Raw genomic sequence first — 19167 nt, forward strand, 5'->3', positions numbered from 1 at the left:
CACCTGGCCCGGCTCGAGGGCAGGGTGTTCTTCGAGGAACTACTCGATTCATTCGCCACGATCGAGTTGACGGGCGAACCGGTGCGGATCCGGTCGAATCTCAACAACACCTTCAAGCGACTACCCGTCCGGTTATCCGCCTGAAATCCCAGGCAGCGCGCGTAGCATTAGCCGGGCTTGATCAGCCCTGCGCTGCAAGAGGAGGTCTAACCGATGCCTTCGTTCCGCGGCGCGCTGCCGCCTGCCCTTCGCCCCGCCCGCACCAAGCACACCCACCCCGACGCCCGAACCATCCATGTTCCGGTCGCGCGCGCCATGGTCGACTGCGCCATCTACGTCGAGGGCAAGCGGCTGCCCGGTAAGTACACCCACGCGGCGGCGCTGAACAAGGTTCACGAGCTGGAAAACGAGGGTAAGGACGCGTTCGTGTGGATTGGCCTGCACGAACCCGACGAGCACCAGATGCAGGCCGTCGCCGACGTGTTCGGACTGCACGAACTGGCCGTCGAGGATGCGGTGCACGCACATCAGCGGCCGAAGCTGGAGCGCTACGACAAGACGCTGTTCTTGGTTCTCAAGACGGTGAACTATGTCGAGCACGAGTCGATGGCCAAGGCGCGGGAGATCGTCGAGACCGGCGAGATCATGGTCTTCGTCGGCGCCGATTTCGTGGTGACGGTCCGTCACGGCGAGCACTCGGGGCTGGCCGGTGTCCGCAAGAAACTCGAGGGCTCACCGGCGATCCTCAAGCTGGGCCCCTACGCGATCATGCACGCGATCGCCGACCACGTGGTCGACGACTATCTCGATGTCACCGATCTGATCGAGGTCGACATCGACGCCATGGAGGAAGACATCTTCTCACCGCTGGCGCACACCAACATCGAGTGCATCTACCTGCTGAAGCGGGAGGTGGTCGAGCTGCGCCGTGCCGTCAACCCGCTGACGCTGGCGCTGCAGCGACTGCACACCGACCACAACGACCTCATCTCGATCGAGGTCCGGCGCTACATGCGCGACGTGCTCGACCACAACATCCAGGCGTCCGATCGGATCACCAGCTACGACGAGATGCTGAGCTCATTGGTGCAGGCCGCCCTGGGCAAGGTCGCGATGCAGCAGAACGTCGACATGCGCAAGATCTCGGCGTGGGTGGCGATCGCCGCCGTGCCGACGGCGTTGGCCGGCATCTACGGAATGAACTTCGAGCACATGCCCGAGCTGAAGTGGACGTGGGGCTACCCGGCGGTGCTCACATTGATGTTCTGCGTCTGCTTCGCGCTGTACCGCACTTTCCGGCGCAACAACTGGTTGTAGGCCCGCTACTCTGAGGGCGCAGCGCCCCCGATCGGGGACCTCTAGAGTCGTCCGCCCGCAGACGTGCTCAGCTCGGCGCCGACGCCTTACGTCGCGGATCGAGCACGTCAACGCCGTCGGTCCGCCACGCCTCGCGCATCGCCTCGGCGCCCTTGAGTCGCACCCACGCCGCCTCCGTGGCGGTGATCGGGATTGCCGACAGTACAGCGACGGGGTCGCTGGGCGCGGGGAGCTCGACGTCGGCGATCTCGCTGCGACCGAGCAGGAACGCCGTGAACGGGGCACCGCTCCACAGCGGCGTGCCGAGATCGACCAGGGCGTCGGGCGCCAGCACCAGTCCTTCCACGGCGGGCGCGGCGGCCAGCACGGCCACGTTGCGGGCCAGCCCCGTCGGCGTCGGCCCACGCAACGAAACCGCCACTTCCGCGCGGGGACCACGCACCGGATCGGCGGCGAGGTCGGCCGGATCAGTCATGGGCTCGCGCGAACACCCAAGGGACACATAGTGGACGACGCCGTCATCACCGGGCCCGAACCGCAGCACATCGAAGGACTGCGTGCCCAGAAACGTCACACTTGCGGCGTCGGGCTCCCGGGCGAAGTGCGCGCTCAGGCGAGCCCGGACCTCCGCAAGGACGTCGGTCACTCCGCTGCGGGTGTGGACTGCTCCACGTCCGCCCCAGCCGAAGGTGGCGGCGGTGCAGCCTGTTCCTCGCGCGCGCCCGCAGGCGGGATGGTGAGGTTGGCGCCGGTGTCGGCGTCGAAGATGAACAGCTTCGTGGTGTCGAAGGCCAGTTCCACCGTCTGCCCCGGTGTCACCCTCGACTCGGTGGAAACCCTTGCCACGAACTCGTTTTCGCCCACGCCCGATTCGGCCGCCAGCTCCGCCAGCTGTGCCGCCCGGGCACCCGCACCCTCGGTCTTGAAGTGGACGTACTTGTCCGCACCGAGCGATTCGACGAAGTCGACCGTGACCTCGAATGTCAACGCGCGGATGCGTGCGTACGTGTCGATCAGGGAGGCGTCCTCGATGTGCTCGGGCCGGATGCCGGCGATGACGTTGTTCGGCCTCTTGTGCTGCGCGAGCACGTCGTGCACTTCCTGGGTCAGCGTGATTTCGCCGAACGACAGGCCGGCCCCGACATCGGTCAGCGTCGCCGGGAAGAAGTTCATCGCGGGCGATCCGATGAAGCCCGCCACGAAGAGGTTGGCAGGCCTCGCGTACAGCTCCTCCGGCGTGCCGATCTGCTGAGCGACCCCCGCGCGCATCACGACGACACGGTCACCGAGTGTCATCGCCTCGGTCTGGTCGTGTGTCACGTACACCGTGGTGGTGCCCAGCCGACTCTGCAGACGCGCGATCTCCGAGCGCATCTGCACACGAAGCTTCGCGTCCAGGTTGGACAGCGGCTCGTCCATCAGGAACGCCTTGGGGTCACGCACGATCGCGCGGCCCATCGCCACCCGCTGACGCTGACCGCCCGACAGTTGACCGGGCTTGCGATCCAGCAGCGCGGTCAGGTCGAGAATCTTCGCGGTCTCCTCCACCTTGCCGGCGATCTCGGCCTTCTTCATCTTCGCCAAGGTGAGCGGGAAGGCGATGTTCTGGCGCACGGTCATGTGCGGGTAGAGCGCGTAGGACTGGAACACCATCGCGATGTCGCGGTCCTTGGGCGCCTTCTCGTTCACCCGCTGGCCGGCGATCCGCAGCTCGCCGGACGAGATCTCCTCGAGCCCCGCAATCATGTTCAGCGTGGTGGACTTTCCGCAGCCGGACGGACCCACCAGGATGATGAACTCGCCGTCGGCGATGGTGATCGACAGATCCTGCACGGCCGTGGCGCCGTCGGGGTAACTCTTCGTCACCCGGTCCAACACGATCTCGGCCATCGAACTATCCTTTCACCGCACCGGACGTCAACCCGGCGACGATCCGTCGTTGGAAAATCAGAACGAAGACGATGATCGGAATCGTGATCACCATCGCGCCTGCCGCGATTGAACCCGTCGGCTCCTCGAATTGCGAACTGCCGGTGAAGTTCGCGATCGCCACCGGCGCGGTGATGGCCCGCTGGGTTGCCGTCAGCGACAACGCCAGCAGCAGGTCGTTCCAGGCGAAGATGAAAACCAGGATGGCCGCGGTGACGATCCCCGGCGCCGCCAGCGGGGCGATCACCTTGCGGAAGGCCTGCGCCGGTGTGGCGCCGTCCATCTTCGCCGCCTTCTCCAGATCCCAGGGGATCTCGCGGAAGAACGCCGACAGCGTGTAGATGGCCAGCGGCAGCGCGAACGTGATGTACGGGATGATCAGGCCGGGCCAGGTGTCGAACAGCCCGATACTGCGCCACAGGTTGAAAATCGGTGTCACCAAGGAGATCTGCGGGAACATGGCGATCAGCAACGCGACACCGACCAACAGTTTCTTGCCGGGAAAGGCGAGCCGGGCCACCGCGTAGGCCGCCATGCCCCCGACGATGACGGCGATCACCGTGGTGATGAGCCCGATGCCGATGGAGTTGATCAACGCCGAGCTGAACGCGTCACCGGAGAAGATACCCTTGTAGTTGTCGAACGTGATCTGACTCGGAATCAGCTTGCCGTCCTTCACCGTTGACGTCGGCTTCAGCGACAGCGACAGGATCCACAGGACCGGTAACAACGCGTAGATCACCACGAGAACGTTGACGACGATCCACCCCGTCGCGCGGCTCGCGCCGACCCTTTCGGCCATCAGCGCCTCTCCTCGTCGGATCCCGGTGCCGACGCGCCGAAGATCGTGATGTAGATGAACGCGATGATCGCGACCGACAGGAAGATCAGCACGCTGATCGCCGACCCGAGACCCAGATTGAAGGCCTTGAACAGGTTGTCGTAGCCGAGGATCGACACCGAGCCGGTGTTGTTGGCGCCGCCGGTGAGCACATAGATGTTGTCGAAGATGCGGAACGCGTCGAGCGTGCGGAACAGCAGCGCCACCAGGATCGCCGGTTTGATAAGCGGCAGAGTGATTTTGAACAGCCGCTTCCATGCGCCTGCGCCGTCGACCTGTGCGGCGTTGAGCAGATCCTGCGGCACCAGCGCCAGCCCGGCGAGCAACAGCAGCGCCATGAACGGGGTGGTCTTCCACACCTCGGCGAGGACAACGATGGCCAGCGACGGGATCTGTTCGGTCAGCGGCGCGCTGCCCTCCGGCAGCAGGTTGGCCAGGTAGCCGGTGCCGGGCGTCCACGCGTAGTACCAGCTGTACGACGCGGCGACGGTGACTATCCCGTACGGGATCAGGATCGCTGTGCGCACAACGCCCTTGCCGAAGATGGTCCGGTGCATGACCAGCGCCAGCGCCATCCCGAGCACGAACTCGATCGCCACCGAGATGATCGTGATGGCGAGCGTGATGACGAAGGCCGTCCACCAGTACCGGTCGGTCAGTACGGTCTGGTAGTTCGACAGCCCGACGAACGCGGTGTCGTCGGGTGCGGCCAGGTTGTAGCGCTGCAGGCTCAGCCACACCGCATAGCCGATCGGGTACGCCGTGACGGCCAGCATCAGGATCACCGCGGGCGCGATCAGTAGATATGCCAGCTTGCGATCGGATCTGCGGTCGTCGCCGGTGCCCTGTGCCGGAGCGGCCCGGGTTTGTTGTGCGGGCACGGTGGCCGTCACGGGATCAGCCCCTTACCGTCGATGGCCTTCTGGACCGCATCGGTCAACTTGTCGGCCGTCTTCTCCGGATCGATGTCGGTGATCGGCGCGAGCGTCGCAGAGATCCGGGTGGACACGGCCTGGTAGACGGGCGTGGCCGGGCGCACGGCGGCGTTGGTCAGCTGATCGCGGATGATCGCGTACTGCGGGTACTTGGCCTGGAACGCCGGATCGTCGTACAGCGACGTGCGCACCGCGGGCAGTCCGCCTTCGACAGACGTATAGCGCTGGTTCTCGACGTTGCGCAGGCACCGGATCGCCTCGAACGCCTCGGCACGGTGCTGGGTGGTGCGGGCCACCGCCAGATTGAGCCCGCCCAGCGTCACCTTCGCCTGCTCACCTGCCTTCACGCCCGGGTACGGAGCGAACCCGAACACCTTCTTGCTGGCGTCGTAGGCGGCCTCGAACTGCTCGTCGGAGGGCGAGAACGTGCCGGCGTCGTTGATGCTGCCCGCCAGCGCGGGGTCCTTGTCGAGCGGGAGGAAACCCACGCCGCCCTTGACGGCGTTCTCCAACATCGACGGCAGCACGAACGGCCAGTTCACCTCGAGGGCGGCCTTGCCCTGTTCGAGCGCGAGTCGGGCGGTGCCCTCATCGGTCTGGGTGATCGACGGGTCCGCGCCGGGTGCGGTGGCAACGGCCTTCATGATCTGCAGCGCCTTGATGGTTGCCGCGCGATGCTCGGCTGTGTCGGTCAGCGTCACCGACTTGCCGTCGTCGGAAAGCACTTGGCCGCCAGCACTTTCCAGCAGCGTGTTGAACCAAACCACCAGACCCTCGTATTGCTTGGCCTGCAGGGCGATCCAACTCGGCTTGCCTTCGTCGTGCAGCCGCGTCGCCTCGGCCACCATGCCGTCCCACGTGGTCGGCGGCTCGCTGATCAAATCGGCGCGGTACCAGAGCAGTTGGGTGTTGGTCGTGATCGGGGCCGCGTAGAGCTTGCCCTGCCACCTGGACGTTTCCAGCGGTCCGGGCAAGGTGTTGCTGGTGGCGTCGGCCTCGGCCTGGCCGGACGGATCGTCGGACAGCGGCAACGCCCAACCCGCCTCGGCGAACTCGGCGGTCCACACCACGTCGAGCGCCATCAGGTCGAGGGTCTTGTCGTTACCGGTCAGTCGCCGCGCCAGTTGCAGCCGCTGCGCGTCTGCCTCCTTCGGCAAACTGATCTGCTGAATGGTGAAGCGGCCGCCCAGCTCCTCGTTGCACCGCTTGGAAACGGCGGTGAACGTCGCCATTTCGCTGGCCGGTGTGTAGTAGTTGATGACGAGCCCGCCGTCGCCCGAACTACACGACGTCGCCAGGGACGCCGTCGTCGCGGCGGCCAACGCCGCGGCAAACAGTCGACGTGCGCGCACACCCGCCTCCTGTCCGCGTCCGATGTCGCCGCCGGAGCGGCTCCGCGTCCGATGTCGCCGCCGGAGCGGCTGCGCGGGGAACTCCCGCGCCAGAACCGTAGAGCCAGCTGTGCGTGATTTGCAACACTTCGCAACGGCGCGTCGGTAGCCGCAGCAGGATCGTGACCTGCAATCACCGCTCCTCGCGGGCGCGACGTCAGCGTGCGAATTCCGACGCTAGATGGTCAAGCGCGCCAGCAGATCCCGACCCTTCTCGGCGCTCTGCGGGTCGCACAGCACGTCATAACGACCCGCGACGAGCTGCATCGTGGAGCTGAAATCTCTTGTGCCGCGTGCCATCGCGTAGGGGATCGCCGAGGTGATCAGCCCGAAGAAGACGCCTGCGACCAGGCCGGTGATGAGCGACGCCCACGGATTCTCGCTGAAGAAGCCGAGGATCAAGCCGATGAACAGGCCAAGCCAGGCACCGCTGATCACACCGCCGCCGAGCACCTTGGGCCAGGTCAGCCGTCCGGTCACCCGTTCGACCTGCATCAGGTCGACGCCGACGATCGTCACCTGCTGGACCGGGAACTCTTGGTCGGAGAGGTGATCCACCGCGCGCTGCGCCTCGGCGTAGGTCGGGTAGGAGCCGATCGGCCAGCCCTTCGGCGGGGTCGGTAGGGCGGCCGGTCCGCGGGCCGGGGATGTCGGCGCGCCAGGTGTCACGCCGGGATTTTGTCCTGGCTGGAAGGGACTGGTCATCGGTCCTCGTTCTCCTCTGTTCGCGCCGAGATTTCCCTCGGTCACACACGGTCAACGATCCGGCGCGGGCGTTGGTGCCCCGCGTCCACTCCGCCACGGGTACCAGCACATACGCTAGGTTGAACAGCATGACAAATCCGGGTGGGGACTCCTCCGAAACGCCAGCATCCGACTCAGGTTCCGGCTCGTCGGAGCCGTCGTCCGGCGGTTACGAGGCGCCGTCGATCGAGCATTCACAGCAGCCCGACGAGCAGTCCGAGCCGCAGCCTGGCACCGAGCAGTTCACCCCGCCTGCCGCGCCCACCGAAGCGTTCATCCCGCCGGCTCAGCCTGCCACCGAGCACTTCACCCCGCCGGGCGGCTACGCCCCGCCGTCAACCGGATACCAAGCACCGCCTGGGTATCAGCCGCCGCCCGGTTACCAGGCGCCGCCGAGCTATCAGCCGCCCACCGACTATCAGCAGGGCGGTTATCCGCCTGCCTACCCGCCTTCGCAGGCGTACCCGCCACCGCCCGACTATCAGTCACCGGGCGCGCAGCAGCAGGGCTACCCGCCGCCCTATCCCGACCCGTCGGCGTTCGGCGGGCAGCCCAATTACGGTGCCCAGTCCTATCCACCTCCGCCGCCCCCGCCCTACGGCGCGACCCCGGGGTATCCGCCGCAGTCGTATCCGGGTGCGGGGTACCCCGGTGGCTACGGCCAGCCGCAGCCAGAAACGAATCAGTTGGCGATCTGGTCGCTGGTGGCCTCGCTGATCGGAATCCTGTGCACCATCGGATCGCTCGTCGGTATCGCGCTCGGGGTAATCGCGCTCAACCAGATCAAGGAAAGGCGCCAAGGTGGCCACGGGCTGGCGATCGCAGGTATCGCGGTGGGAGTCGCGACGCTGATCATCAGCATCATCTGGACTGTCTACGCCCTCAGCGGATGACGTGAGCATCCCGCCGGAGCAGCCGTACCGCGGTGGCGAGTTCGCGCCGTTGGAGCATTCGGCGCAGCCGGATCCCTATGCGCCGGTCGACTATCCGACGGGCTATTCACCGTTGCCGCCTCCGGTCTACCCGCAGGGCAGCGCCTACCCGGTCGGGTATCCGGGTTATCCGCCGTACGACCCGTACCGGGCAGGCAAGCCGCCCGGCACCAACGGCAAGGCGCTCGCCGCGTTGGTGACCGCGCTCGCCGGACTGGTGTTCTGCGGTCTGCCGTCGATCGCCGGCCTGATACTGGGCATCATCGCGATGCGCGAATGCCGGCGCACCGGGCAGGACGGCTACGGGCTCGCGCTGGCAGGGACGATCATCGGCGGACTGGTGGTCGCCATGTTCACGCTATATTTCATCTTCATGATCGGCATCGCCGCCTCTGGATTCCAGTGGGCGCCATGAACTTTCGCGCCTAGCTCGGCGGCTGGAACCGCTCGCCCTCGCGCGCCATGCCCGCCGCGCGGCCCTTGCCCGCGATCACCAGCGCCATCTTGCGGCTGGCCTCGTCGATCATCTCGTCACCGAGCATCACCGCGCCGCGCGCCCCGCCTGCGCGTGAGGTGTGCCATTCGTAGGCCTCCAGGATCAGCTCCGCGTGGTCGTAGTCGGCCTGACGGGGGCTGAAAATCTCGTTGCCTGCGGCGATCTGGTCGGGATGCAGAACCCACTTGCCGTCGTAACCCAGCGCCGCCGACCGGCCGGCCACCCGCCGGAACGCGTCGACGTCGCGCACCTTGAGAAAGGGCCCGTCGATCGCGAGCACGCCGTGGGTGCGCGCGGCGATCAGGATTCGCATCAGCACGTGGTGATGGGCGTCGCCGACGTCGTATCCCTCCGGTTGTTCGCCGACCTCGAGCGTGCGCATGTTGAGGCTGGCCGCCATGTCCGCCGGGCCGAGCACCAGCGCCTGCACGCGGGGGGCGGCCGCGATCGCATCGATGTTGGTCAGCCCCCGCGCGTTCTCGATCTGCGCCTCGATCCCGATCCGGCCGACGGGCAACCCGTGCGTGGTCTCCAACTGGCTCAGCAGCAGATCGAGCGCGTGGATGTGGGACACGTCGGTCACCTTGGGCAACACGATGACGTCAAGTGCGGCGCCTGCGGTGGAGACCACCTCGATGGCGTCGGCGTAGGTCCACGGCGTCGTCCAGTCGTTGACCCGCACCCCGCGCAGCTGTCCCGCCCAACCCGGATCGGCTAACGCCATCGCGACCTGAGTGCGCGCCTCCGCCTTGGCGTCCGGGGCGACAGCGTCTTCCAGATCGAGGAACACCTCGTCGGCGGGCAGCGACTTCGCTTTCTCGATCATTTTGGCGCTGCTGCCGGGAACGGAAAGGATCGTTCGGCGGGGTCGATAGCGGTTTTCCACAAGCACACTCTCTACCCTTTGAGTCATGGCGGCGGTGAACAGGGTCTATGCGGCCCGACTCGCGGGATTGGTGGTCCTTGGCCCCGACGGTGAGTCCATCGGCCGTGTCCGCGACGTGGTGATCAGCATAAGCATCGTCCGCCACCAGCCCAGGGTGCTCGGACTCGTCGTGGAACTGCTCACCCGTCGACGCATCTTCGTGCCGATCGGCCGCGTGACAGCCATCGATCCCAGTGCCGTCACGCTGGTCACCGCCAACGTCTCGCTGCGCAAGTTCTCGCAGCGGCCCGGCGAGGTGCTGGTGCTCGGTCAGGTGATCGAGACGCGGGTGCGCGTCGACGACCCCGATCTGCCCGAGCTCGCGGGCGTCGACGTCGTGGTGGTCGACCTGGGCATCGAGCAGGCCCGAACCCGCGACTGGCTGGTCACCAGGGTCGCCGTGCGGCCGCTGGCACGCAGGCTCGGCCGCCGCAGGAACGTCGACATCGTCGAATGGGAGCGGGTGCAGGGCCTGACCCCGTCGGGTCTGGCGATGCCGGGGCAGGGCGTCGCCCAACTGCTCGAACAATTCCAGGGGCAACGGCCGGTCGAGGTGGCCGAGGCGATCCGTGAACTGCCGGAGAAGCGGCGCTTCGAGGTGGTCAGGGCCCTCGACGACGAGCGTCTCGCCGACGTGCTCCAGGAGCTGCCGGAGGACGAGCAGGCCAACGTGCTGCGGCAGCTGGAACCCGAACGCGCTGCCGACGTGCTCGAAGCGATGGATCCCGACGACGCCGCCGACCTGCTGGGCACGATGACCCCGGCCGATGCCGAGCTGTTCCTGCGCCGGATGGATCCCGAGGACTCCGAGGATGTGCGCAGGCTGCTGGCCCACTCCCCCGACACGGCAGGCGGCTTGATGACCTCCGAGCCGGTGGCCATCGCCCCCGACACCACGGTTGCCGAGGCCTTGGCCCGCGTCCGCGATCCCGACCTGACCCCGGCGCTGGCTTCGCTGGTGTTCGTGGTGCGCCCGCCAACGGCCACTCCGACCGGCCGCTACCTGGGCTGTGCGCACCTGCAGCGGCTGCTGCGGGAGCCGCCCGCCGCACTTGTCGGCGGCATCATGGACAAGGATCTGCCCAGCCTCGGTCCCGACGACCCGCTTGCGGCGGTGACCCGCTACTTCGCTGCCTACAACCTGGTCTGCGGTCCGGTGGTCGACGAGGAGAACCACCTGTTGGGCGCGGTATCCGTCGACGACGTGCTCGACCACCTGCTGCCCGACGACTGGCGGGAGCGCGAGGAACCCGACCTCAACGGCGCTCTGCCAGAGGTCACCGGCCGAGCGGGAGCCGAGGCATATGAGTGAAGCGTCGGCGCGCCAACGGCTCGACACTCCGCGCACCTCCCGGCGCCGCTTCACCTTCACCGTCGACGCTGAGACCGTCGGGCAATTCAGTGAGTCCATCGCGCGATTCCTCGGCACGGGGCGCTTCCTGCTGTGGCAGACCATCATGGTCATCGTCTGGATCGGACTGAACCTGTTCGCCGTCAGGCTGCGCTGGGATCCCTACCCGTTCATCCTGCTCAACCTGGCATTTTCGACGCAGGCCGCCTACGCGGCCCCGCTGATTCTGCTGGCGCAGAACCGCCAGGAGAACCGCGACCGGGTGAGCCTGGAAGAGGACCGTCGTCGGGCCGAGCAGACCAAGGCCGATACCGAGTACCTGGCCCGCGAGCTGGCGGCCCTGCGTCTGGCGGTCGGCGAGGTGGCCACCCGTGACTACCTCCGTCGCGAACTCGACGAGTTGCGCGAGCTGCTGACCGAATTGCGGCCGCCGGAGGCCACCGACGGAGGCAGGGACGGCGCCGGCAAATCCCACTCCGGCGAGCGCCGCGCGAAAAAATCTGGTTAACCCAGGTCAGGCATTGCTGTAACGCGCTCCGTGCCGACTAGGTATGGTGACTTGGTTCACAAGCCATCGCGAACTTAGGACGGTTGGGTGCACATAGGGGGAGGAGCCGCCATCGAGGCGGTACGGCGCGGCGCTACGCGGGTGATGCGCACACCCGCGTTCGGCATTGCCGCCATCACCCCGATCGTCTTCGCCGGGGCCGTCGCAGGCTCGCCGCCGACGATGGCGCCGGTTCGCGACTCGGCGGTGACACCGCTGGCAGCCGTCGCCCCGTCACCCATGAATCCCGACGGTGCCTCAGTCGTGGCTGCCACCAAGACGCCGACCGCTTTCCATATCGCTTCGACCACCAACATCTCGGGGCCGCCGCCCGCGGTAGTGGTGAGTTCGCCTGGCACACTTCGCATTCCGATGATCGCGCTGAACGCGTATCAGAACGCGGAACGGATGATGGCCGTTTCCTACCCGGGCTGCGGCATCAGTTGGAACCTGCTCGCAGGTATCGGGCGCATCGAGTCGATGCACGCCAACGGCGGCGCCACGGACGTGTCCGGTTCTCCGGTGCGGCCCATCTACGGGCCCTCGCTGGACGGCACCCTGCCGGGCAACGAGGTCATCGAGTTGAGCCGCAACTCCAACCGCGTCACCTATGCCCGCGCGATAGGTCCGATGCAGTTCCTGCCCGGCACCTGGTCGCGCTACGCATCCGACGGCAACGGCGACGGCAAGGCCGACGTCCAGAACGTGTTCGACGCGAGCCTGGCCGCGGCCCGCTACCTGTGCAGCGGCGGGCTGAACCTGCGCGATCAGTCGCAGGTGATGACCGCGATCCTGCGCTACAACAACTCGATGGCGTACGCCCAGAACGTGCTGGGCTGGGCGGCGGCTTACGCGACCGGAGTCGTGCCGGTGGACCTCCCGCCGATCACGGGTCCAATTCCGCCGATCGCCGACGTACACCTGGACAATTACCAGGGTCTCGGACCCGGCTTGCCGATGAGTGTGCTCGGGCTGCCCGCCGACGATCCGCTCGCGTTGGTTCCGTTGGCCGACATGGGCCGCACGGACGTGGCCAGCCAGATGCAGATGCCCGGGCAGATGTTCGGACCGCTGCCGGGACCCACGGAATCGGGCGCACAAGGGGTCGCCACGCCCGTCCCGGCCCAGGGTATGCCGCCGTGGATGCAACAGCCGCCGCAACAGAACTGTGCCGTGTTCTGCCTCGGCAACAATCCGCCTGCTGCGGTGCAGCCGCAATTGCCGCCCGAGGCGCTGCCCCCGGGCGTCGTCGCGCCGCAGGCCGGGCCTCCCGGGCTCGCGCCGGGCACGGCCGCCGAACTCGCGCCACCCCCGCCGGGAGAGGCGCCACCGGCACAAGCCCCCATCGGACCGCAAGGCGTCGGACCGGCGCCCGGTCCGGCTGCCTGACCCCGGATTCCAGGCCGCGCGCGAATCCGCCTCACCGCACCCGCCTACACTCGGCGGTGATGTCAACACATCCCACTGAGCTGGAAGCCGCGGTCCGCGCCGGGCTGACCAAGGTGATCGATCCCGAGTTGCGCAGGCCGATCACCGAACTCGGCATGGTCAAGAGCGTCGACGTGGACGCCGACGGCGGTGTGCACGTCGGGGTGTATCTGACCACCGCGGCGTGCCCGAAGAAAACGGAGATCTCCGAGCGGGTCGCCGCCGCCGTCACCGACGTGCCCGGCACCGGGTCAGTCAAGGTCAGCCTCGACGTGATGAGCGACGAGCAGCGCACCGAACTGCGCAAGCAACTGCGCGGCGACGCCCGAGAACCCGTCATCCCGTTCGCCCAGCCCGGCTCGCTGACGCGGGTGTACGCCGTCGCCTCGGGCAAGGGCGGCGTCGGCAAGTCCAGCGTGACGGTCAACCTCGCCGCCGCGTTGGCGACCCGCGGACTGTCGGTCGGTGTGCTCGACGCCGACATCTACGGGCACTCCATTCCGCGGATGATGGGCACGACTGAACGGCCCACGCAGGTCGAGTCGATGATCCTCCCGCCGATCGCCCACGACGTCCGGGTCATCTCCATCGCCCAGTTCACCCAGGGCAATACGCCCGTGGTGTGGCGGGGACCGATGCTGCATCGGGCGCTTCAGCAGTTCCTGGCCGATGTGTACTGGGGCGATCTGGATGTGCTGCTGCTCGATCTACCACCGGGCACCGGCGACATCGCAATCTCGGTGGCGCAGTTGATCCCCGGCGCCGAGATACTCGTCGTCACGACGCCGCAACTGGCCGCGGCGGAGGTCGCCGAGCGCGCGGGCGCCATCGCGTTGCAGACGCGTCAACGCATCGTCGGCGTCGTCGAGAACATGTCGGGCCTGGTGCTGCCGGACGGTACGACGATGCAGGTGTTCGGCGAGGGCGGTGGCCGTCAGGTCGCGGAGCGGCTGACGACGGCGGTCGGCGCGGACGTGCCGCTGCTCGGGCAGGTGCCGCTGGATCCCGCGCTCGTCTCCGCGGGCGACTCCGGGGTGCCGCTGGTGCTCAGCGCGCCGGATTCGGCCGCAGGCAAGGAGTTACGCGGCATCGCCGATGCGCTGTCCAGCCGCAAGCGCGGGCTCGCGGGGATGTCGCTGGGTCTGGATCCGGCCGGCCGCTAGCGCTACCGCTCGTCGCGAGACGGAATTCCCGCAGCGTCTACTCGACGTTTCCCTGCCGGAATGCCGTTTCGCGGCAAGACTGGGCGCGATGGACTCCGAACAGCTCATCCGCATTGCGTTGACGGTTGTCACGCCGATTCTGACGGCGGGGATCGGGATCGTTGCGCTGGTGATCGGTGACTGGCGCGAACGCAGAACGCAGGCCGGCCGGCGCAAGATCTCGTTCGAAGATGCCAGCAGGCAAGTCGAATTCGCGGCTGACTGGTACAAGGCCAGCAGGGAAATCGCACCGGACCAGGAGCAGCAGGCCGCGGCACGGGCGCAGGTTTGGCTCGACGAAGCGTCTGACCTCGTCGCCGAATCCAAGCCACCGCCGCGCTCGCAGAAGCGGTCCGTGACCGCTCGGCGGTTGCTCCTCGCCTACCCGATGCACCGTCGCGGCGCGCGTGTCCTTCGCGGCTTCTACTACTTCTTCCTCGGCGTGGTGGTTCTGCAGGTCTCCGGAGCGCTGGGCTCGGCGTTCGGCAGAACCGACACCCTCGGTGTCCCGAACTACTTCTCCGGCGGCCTCATCTACGCCGATCTCCTCGGCATCGTCGTCTACACACTCGTCGCGATGGCGTTTCGCTTCTGGGCGCTGCGCGCCGAGGAGTCGCTCACCGCGGATGCGCCGCAACGCCGGATGACGGTGCGTGATGCGTTGCTCTTGTGCCGGCTCACGGGCGTTGGCGCCAACATCGCGCGGATCGTCTACTGGTTCTGGCTGGCGTTGATCGTGCTGGCCGTCGTGGCGATCGTGATCAGCGCATCGCATGACCCACGGACACTGCCCTCCAACGTCGTGGCGCTCGTCGCCTGGGCCGGATGGGCGGTCGGACTTCGTTATTGGGCCGTATCGCACAGCGAACGCGCAGCGGGGGCGAGCCCAGGCGCCGGGTGCTAGGTGGCGTCGCTGTCGAACGGCGTCGCGAGCGGCTTGGGCGGCGTTGGCGTCGGCCCCGCCGGCTCCGCAGGGGTGGGTTGGACGACAGGTTTGTTCTGCGGGTCGTCGAACTTGCCGGTGAAGATCGAGTCGTCGCCGTCGAGAAGGTGTTTGGTCAGCGCGGCGCGCGGTGTCATGCCACGCAGCTTCTGCAGTTCGCTCAGCGGCTCCCGAAGGTCGTCGAACTCCGGACCGAGGTCGTCGCGCAGCTGTTTGGTCGCCCCGCTGATGTAGTCACGGGCCTGGCGCATCGCGTCAGACGTCCAGCGGATGGCACCGGGCAGCCGCTCCGGCCCCAGGATCACCAGTCCCGCGATCAAGAGGACCAGCATCTCGCCCCAGCCGACGTTGGCGAACATCAGGTGCTGTTGTCGGAACCGGGATTCACGGTGAGCGTCACATGACGACCGTCGCGAACCACCTCGACGGGGGCGTCCTGGCCGATCTTCAACTGCCGCACCGCGACCACGAATTCGTCCGCGTCGGCGACCGTGCGATCGCCGATCTTCACCACGACGTCGTTCTCGAGAATGCCCGCCTTCTCCGCCGGGCCGCCCGCCTTGACGTTGGCCACCTGCGCGCCGGAAGCGAGGTCGTTGCTCACCGAGCGCGCAGTCAGCCCCAGCGTCGGGTGCGCGATCTTGCCGTCCTTGATCAACGCCTCGACGACATTCTTCACCTCGTTGACCGGGATCGCGAAGCCGAGCCCGCTGGCACTGTCGGACAACGACTTTCCTGCCGTGTTGATGCCGATGATGTCGGAGTTCATGTTGATCAGTGGGCCACCGGAGTTGCCGTGGTTGATGGCCGCGTCGGTCTGCACACCGTCGATCACGGTGTCGGTGTCGGAGCCGTCGCCGGACAGCGGAACAGGCCGGTGCAGCGCGCTGATGATGCCCTGGGTGACGGTGCTGCGCAGGCCGAGCGGGGCGCCCGCGGCGATGACCTCGTCACCGACGTGCAGCTCGTCGGAGTCGCCCAGCTTCGCCACCGTGAGGTTGTCGACGTTGTCGACCTTCAGCACGGCCAGATCGGTTTTCGGATCGCGGCCAACGAGATTGGCAGGCACCGATTTGCCGTCGTTGAACACCACCGACAGCTTGTACTGGCTCGGGTTGGTGGCGGCCTCGGAGATCACGTGGTTGTTCGTGACGATGTAACCGCGGGGGTCGACGACCACGCCGGAGCCCTGTGCACCTTCGTTGTCACCGACCGCTTCGATGGTGACAACCGAATCCGCTACGGAGGCAGCTACTTTCGCGAAGCGCCCCTGCGGCTGTTCGGAGTTGGTGTCGGTGGACAGCGTCACCTTCGACGTGGTGAACGCCTCGACGACCTCGGCGGTTTTGCGACCAACCCAACCGCCGGCGAATCCGATCACCAGCGCGACGATCGCCAGCACGGCGAGCGCTACATAGGACACCCGACCGCCGAAGAGGACGTCGCGAACGCCGAGCTTGCCGACGTTCGCTGCGGCGGGTTGGGCTGCGGGCGTCGGGACGGCGGGCGTCCCGAGTGCGGCCGCCGCGCCGGGATCGCGCCACGGATCGTCTAGCTCCTGCGGCTTCTGCCTGTCGCGCTCGGCGTCCAGCGCGCCGATGTCGGCGGGATGGCGCTGCAGGGAGTCCCCCCGGCCGTTCGGCCGTCCGAAGGCTTCGTGAAGGACGGGATCGGGCGGCTGGTCGGTCGGGGTGAACTCGCCCTGGTCGGGCTTGGTCTCCGCGCCGTTGAAGGAGCCGTTGACGCCGTCGGGCCTGCCGAACGCCCTGGTCGTGGACGGGTCGACCGGTGGACGCGAGACAGGGCGCGGCTCGACCCGGTGGCTGCCGTCGGTCTGGTCCTGCTTGGTCACCCGTGTATCACTCTCTATTTGGTCGCCGCTATTCGCCGGCGCGCGTCGATGCTTGGACTGCCACCCACATTACCGGCGCTTGCGCCGGCCGCGGATCGTGTCGTCAGCAAACTGCGTCTGCTCGTTCTCCTCAGGCGCTACCTGCGCTGTGTCCTGCGGAATCTGCGACAGTAGGCCCAGTAGCGAAGTGGGAATGGCAATCGGACGGGAATCCCGCAGCGCGGCGCGGGCCTGGCGCTGGGCCTCTACCTCGGCGGCGCACTGTGTACACAGGGACAGATGGTGTGCCGCGCGCAGATGGGCGGTCATCCGCAGTTCGCCGTCGGCGAAGGCGGCGACCGCCTCGGTGGACAGGTGCTCTGTGGAGCCGAACTGGCGCGGTCCTACCGGCGAATCGCTCTGCGAGGCGAACTGGGCGGGCAGCCAGGAGAACGCGCGACGAAACACATGCCCCGGGTCGGCCATCACCCCGCTCCTCTCGGCCCATCACTATCGCGACAGACGGTACTCACTTGAATGTAGCGCGGGACACGTCGTCCGACACCCGGGAACGGTCAGGCTGACCTGGCGGTGTCGGCGGAATGGCTCGCCAAGTGGTCCCTCAAGGCCTGCCTACCACGGTGGATGCGGCTGCGTACGGTGCCCAGCTTCACGCCGAGCGTTGCGCCGATCTCCTCGTAGGACAAGCCCTCGATGTCGCACAGCACCACCGCCGCGCGGAATTCCGGCGGCAGCGAGTCGAGCGCGGCCTGCAGATCGGGTCCGAGCCGCGAGTCGTGATAGATCTGCTCGGGGTTGGGCTCGTCGGCGGGCACCCGGTCGTAGTCCTCGGGCAGCGCCTCCATGCGGATGCGCCCGCGCCTGCGGACCATGTCCAGGAACAGGTTGGTGGTGATGCGGTGCAACCAGCCCTCGAAGGTGCCCGGCTGATAGTTCTGCACGGACCGGAAGACGCGGATGAAGGTCTCCTGGGTCAGGTCCTCGGCGTCGTGCTGGTTGCCGGAGAGCCGGTAGGCCAGCCGGTACACCCGATCGGCGTGCTGACGCACCAGCTCGTCCCACGACGGCATGGTGGAGTGGTCACCGGTGGCGTCGAAAACCGCGGTGCCCTGTGGTTCTTCGGAAGGCTCGACCCATTCCCCGTCGGTGAACCGCTCGAGATGCGGCATCGAAACCGGCGCCAGATGGGCGGCCGTAGTGGTGGTGCTCGTCGGATCCTCCAGATCACAGCGTTCGCCGCTTGTCGGCAACGCGACATCCGCGACAACATGACGGTCAACATGGTTATTCCCAGAGCGCCAGCGTCCGCCGTGTTCCATGCGAATTACCTTTTCCGATGGTGGTGTGGCTGGCATATGAGCTGACTGAACTTTCCCTGAGAAATGAACTTGTTACCCAATTACCCCACTTCTAACCAGGGCAAATCACCCAATTTCCGCCGGATTTCAGCATTGCGGCACGGGCGTGTCGCGGTGGTGGCCCATCGGGCACCGCTCTACGCTGCGGGCATGCCCGATGACCCGGCGAGCCAGCCGCAATTCAGCCGAGCCGAGTCGATCGTCAATCACGCCGAACATTCCATCTCCGAGGACGCCATCGTCGCCGCGGCGCGCGACCGCGCCGTCGAGACCGGAGCCGGCGCCGTCACGCCGGCCGTCGGCGCGCTGCTGAGCGTGCTGGCCAAACTGAGCGGCGCGAAAACGGTCGTCGAGGTCGGTACGGGAGCCGGTGTCAGCGGGCTGTGGTTGCTCTCCGGCATGCGCGAGGACGGTGTGCTGACCACGATCGACGTCGAACCCGAGCATCAGCGCCTCGCCAAACAGGCGTTCAACGAAGCGGGCATCGGGCCGTCCCGGACACGGCTGATCAGCGGCAGGGCCCAGGAAGTACTGACCCGGCTGGCCGACGAGTCCTACGACCTGGTGTTCATCGACGCCGACCCCGCCGACCAGCCGGACTTCGTCGTCGAGGGCGTGCGGTTGCTGCGGCCCGGCGGTGCGATCGTCGTGCACCGGGCGGCGCTCGGCGGCCGCGCCGGCGACGCCAAGGCCCATGACGCCGAGGTGACCGCGGTGCGCGAGGCCGCGCGACTGATCGCCGAGAATGAGCGCCTGACGCCGGTGCTGGTGCCGCTGGGCGACGGGCTGCTGGCCGCGGCCCGCGACTGGCCATCCCGCGACGAGGACTAGCTCGCCTTCTTCGCGCGAGCAGACACAAGATCGCATCGATAGCTGCAGATTTGCGCGAGTTTGCGTCTGCTCGCGAGGAGAAGTGGCGGGATTTACGCCATTTTGACCGCCTACCCCTTGACGGTGTGCTGAACGCGCGTTTAGC

General features: G+C 67.3%; 20 protein-coding genes. 9 read left to right on the forward strand and 11 right to left on the reverse strand.

Features of this window, described 5'->3' with window-relative positions; genetic code table 11:
* Window positions 1–213 precede the first annotated feature (213 nt).
* A complete protein-coding gene (corA, locus tag QOC76_RS13250; RefSeq protein WP_526357293.1) occupies window positions 214–1317 on the forward strand; it encodes a magnesium/cobalt transporter CorA in 1104 nt (367 codons plus the stop codon).
* A gap of 67 nt (window positions 1318–1384) precedes the next feature.
* Here corA and QOC76_RS13255 read toward each other — a convergent pair whose 3' ends face one another.
* From QOC76_RS13255 to QOC76_RS13280, 6 genes are all read right to left on the reverse strand, one after another.
* Window positions 1385–1963 carry a suppressor of fused domain protein gene (locus tag QOC76_RS13255; RefSeq protein WP_526357294.1) on the reverse strand — a complete coding sequence of 193 codons (579 nt, stop codon included), beginning with the start codon at window positions 1961–1963 and terminating at the stop codon, window positions 1385–1387.
* On the reverse strand, window positions 1960–3207 hold the full coding sequence (locus QOC76_RS13260; protein ID WP_526357295.1) for an ABC transporter ATP-binding protein: 1248 nt from the start codon (window positions 3205–3207) through the stop codon (window positions 1960–1962). Before QOC76_RS13260 ends, QOC76_RS13255 begins: the two co-directional genes overlap by 4 nt.
* 4 nt (window positions 3208–3211) lie before the next feature.
* Window positions 3212–4048: a carbohydrate ABC transporter permease gene (locus QOC76_RS13265; protein WP_526357296.1), complete on the reverse strand. Its 837-nt coding sequence runs from the start codon at window positions 4046–4048 to the stop codon at window positions 3212–3214.
* The gene (locus tag QOC76_RS13270) at window positions 4048–4980 is read right to left on the reverse strand and encodes a carbohydrate ABC transporter permease (RefSeq protein ID WP_526357297.1); all 933 of its coding nucleotides are present in this window, start codon (window positions 4978–4980) and stop codon (window positions 4048–4050) included. Before QOC76_RS13270 ends, QOC76_RS13265 begins: the two co-directional genes overlap by 1 nt.
* Window positions 4977–6374, reverse strand: coding sequence for an ABC transporter substrate-binding protein (locus tag QOC76_RS13275; RefSeq protein WP_526357298.1), 1398 nt, complete (start codon window positions 6372–6374; stop codon window positions 4977–4979). The genes QOC76_RS13270 and QOC76_RS13275 overlap by 4 nt, the downstream gene beginning before the upstream one ends.
* 216 nt (window positions 6375–6590) lie before the next feature.
* Window positions 6591–7118, reverse strand: a complete 528-nt coding sequence (locus tag QOC76_RS13280; RefSeq protein WP_526357299.1) for a general stress protein — start codon at window positions 7116–7118, stop codon at window positions 6591–6593.
* Between the two features lie 128 nt (window positions 7119–7246).
* On the opposite strand from QOC76_RS13280, the gene QOC76_RS13285 reads away from it, so the two are divergent.
* Together QOC76_RS13285 and QOC76_RS13290 are read left to right on the forward strand one after the other, a co-directional pair.
* Window positions 7247–8050 (forward strand): DUF4190 domain-containing protein, encoded by an 804-nt coding sequence (locus tag QOC76_RS13285; RefSeq protein ID WP_526357300.1) that lies wholly within the window; start codon window positions 7247–7249, stop codon window positions 8048–8050.
* A gap of 1 nt (window position 8051) precedes the next feature.
* Complete coding sequence (locus QOC76_RS13290; protein ID WP_526357301.1) at window positions 8052–8504, forward strand: DUF4190 domain-containing protein; 453 nt, start codon at window positions 8052–8054, stop codon at window positions 8502–8504.
* A gap of 10 nt (window positions 8505–8514) precedes the next feature.
* Here the strand turns inward: QOC76_RS13290 and QOC76_RS13295 are convergent, their stop codons facing one another.
* On the reverse strand, window positions 8515–9471 hold the full coding sequence (locus QOC76_RS13295; protein ID WP_526357361.1) for an HpcH/HpaI aldolase/citrate lyase family protein: 957 nt from the start codon (window positions 9469–9471) through the stop codon (window positions 8515–8517).
* 25 nt (window positions 9472–9496) lie between these two features.
* On the opposite strand from QOC76_RS13295, the gene QOC76_RS13300 reads away from it, so the two are divergent.
* The 5 genes from QOC76_RS13300 (at window position 9497) to QOC76_RS13320 (ending at window position 14942) form a co-directional block, all read left to right on the forward strand.
* Window positions 9497–10822 (forward strand): magnesium transporter MgtE N-terminal domain-containing protein, encoded by a 1326-nt coding sequence (locus tag QOC76_RS13300; protein WP_526357302.1) that lies wholly within the window; start codon window positions 9497–9499, stop codon window positions 10820–10822.
* Window positions 10815–11369 carry a DUF1003 domain-containing protein gene (locus QOC76_RS13305; protein WP_526357303.1) on the forward strand — a complete coding sequence of 185 codons (555 nt, stop codon included), beginning with the start codon at window positions 10815–10817 and terminating at the stop codon, window positions 11367–11369. Before QOC76_RS13300 ends, QOC76_RS13305 begins: the two co-directional genes overlap by 8 nt.
* Window positions 11370–11456: 87 nt before the next feature.
* Window positions 11457–12797 carry a lytic transglycosylase domain-containing protein gene (locus QOC76_RS13310; RefSeq protein WP_526357304.1) on the forward strand — a complete coding sequence of 447 codons (1341 nt, stop codon included), beginning with the start codon at window positions 11457–11459 and terminating at the stop codon, window positions 12795–12797.
* 59 nt (window positions 12798–12856) lie between these two features.
* Window positions 12857–13999 (forward strand): P-loop NTPase, encoded by a 1143-nt coding sequence (locus QOC76_RS13315; RefSeq protein WP_526357305.1) that lies wholly within the window; start codon window positions 12857–12859, stop codon window positions 13997–13999.
* Window positions 14000–14087: 88 nt separating this feature from the next.
* Entirely contained in the window at window positions 14088–14942 is an 855-nt protein-coding gene (locus QOC76_RS13320; RefSeq protein WP_526357306.1) for a hypothetical protein, read from the forward strand.
* On the opposite strand, the gene tatB is transcribed toward QOC76_RS13320, so the two are convergent.
* The 4 genes from tatB to sigE form a co-directional block, all read right to left on the reverse strand.
* Complete coding sequence (gene tatB / locus QOC76_RS13325) at window positions 14939–15340, reverse strand: Sec-independent protein translocase protein TatB (RefSeq protein ID WP_526357307.1); 402 nt, start codon at window positions 15338–15340, stop codon at window positions 14939–14941. The two genes, QOC76_RS13320 and tatB, sit on opposite strands and share 4 nt — an antisense overlap.
* Window positions 15340–16833, reverse strand: a complete 1494-nt coding sequence (gene htrA / locus QOC76_RS13330; RefSeq protein WP_526357308.1) for a serine protease HtrA — start codon at window positions 16831–16833, stop codon at window positions 15340–15342. Before htrA ends, tatB begins: the two co-directional genes overlap by 1 nt.
* Window positions 16834–16902: 69 nt before the next feature.
* The gene (gene rseA, locus QOC76_RS13335) at window positions 16903–17298 is read right to left on the reverse strand and encodes an anti-sigma E factor RseA (protein WP_526357309.1); all 396 of its coding nucleotides are present in this window, start codon (window positions 17296–17298) and stop codon (window positions 16903–16905) included.
* An 89-nt stretch (window positions 17299–17387) separates the two neighbouring features.
* On the reverse strand, window positions 17388–18152 hold the full coding sequence (gene sigE / locus QOC76_RS13340; protein WP_526357310.1) for an RNA polymerase sigma factor SigE: 765 nt from the start codon (window positions 18150–18152) through the stop codon (window positions 17388–17390).
* 189 nt (window positions 18153–18341) lie between these two features.
* On the opposite strand from sigE, the gene QOC76_RS13345 reads away from it, so the two are divergent.
* A complete protein-coding gene (locus tag QOC76_RS13345) occupies window positions 18342–19022 on the forward strand; it encodes an O-methyltransferase (RefSeq protein WP_526357311.1) in 681 nt (226 codons plus the stop codon).
* The last annotated feature ends 145 nt before the right edge of the window (window positions 19023–19167 follow it).

The sequence above is a fragment of the Mycobacterium sp. genome (assembly GCF_032159565.1).
GTDB lineage: Bacteria > Actinomycetota > Actinomycetes > Mycobacteriales > Mycobacteriaceae > Mycobacterium.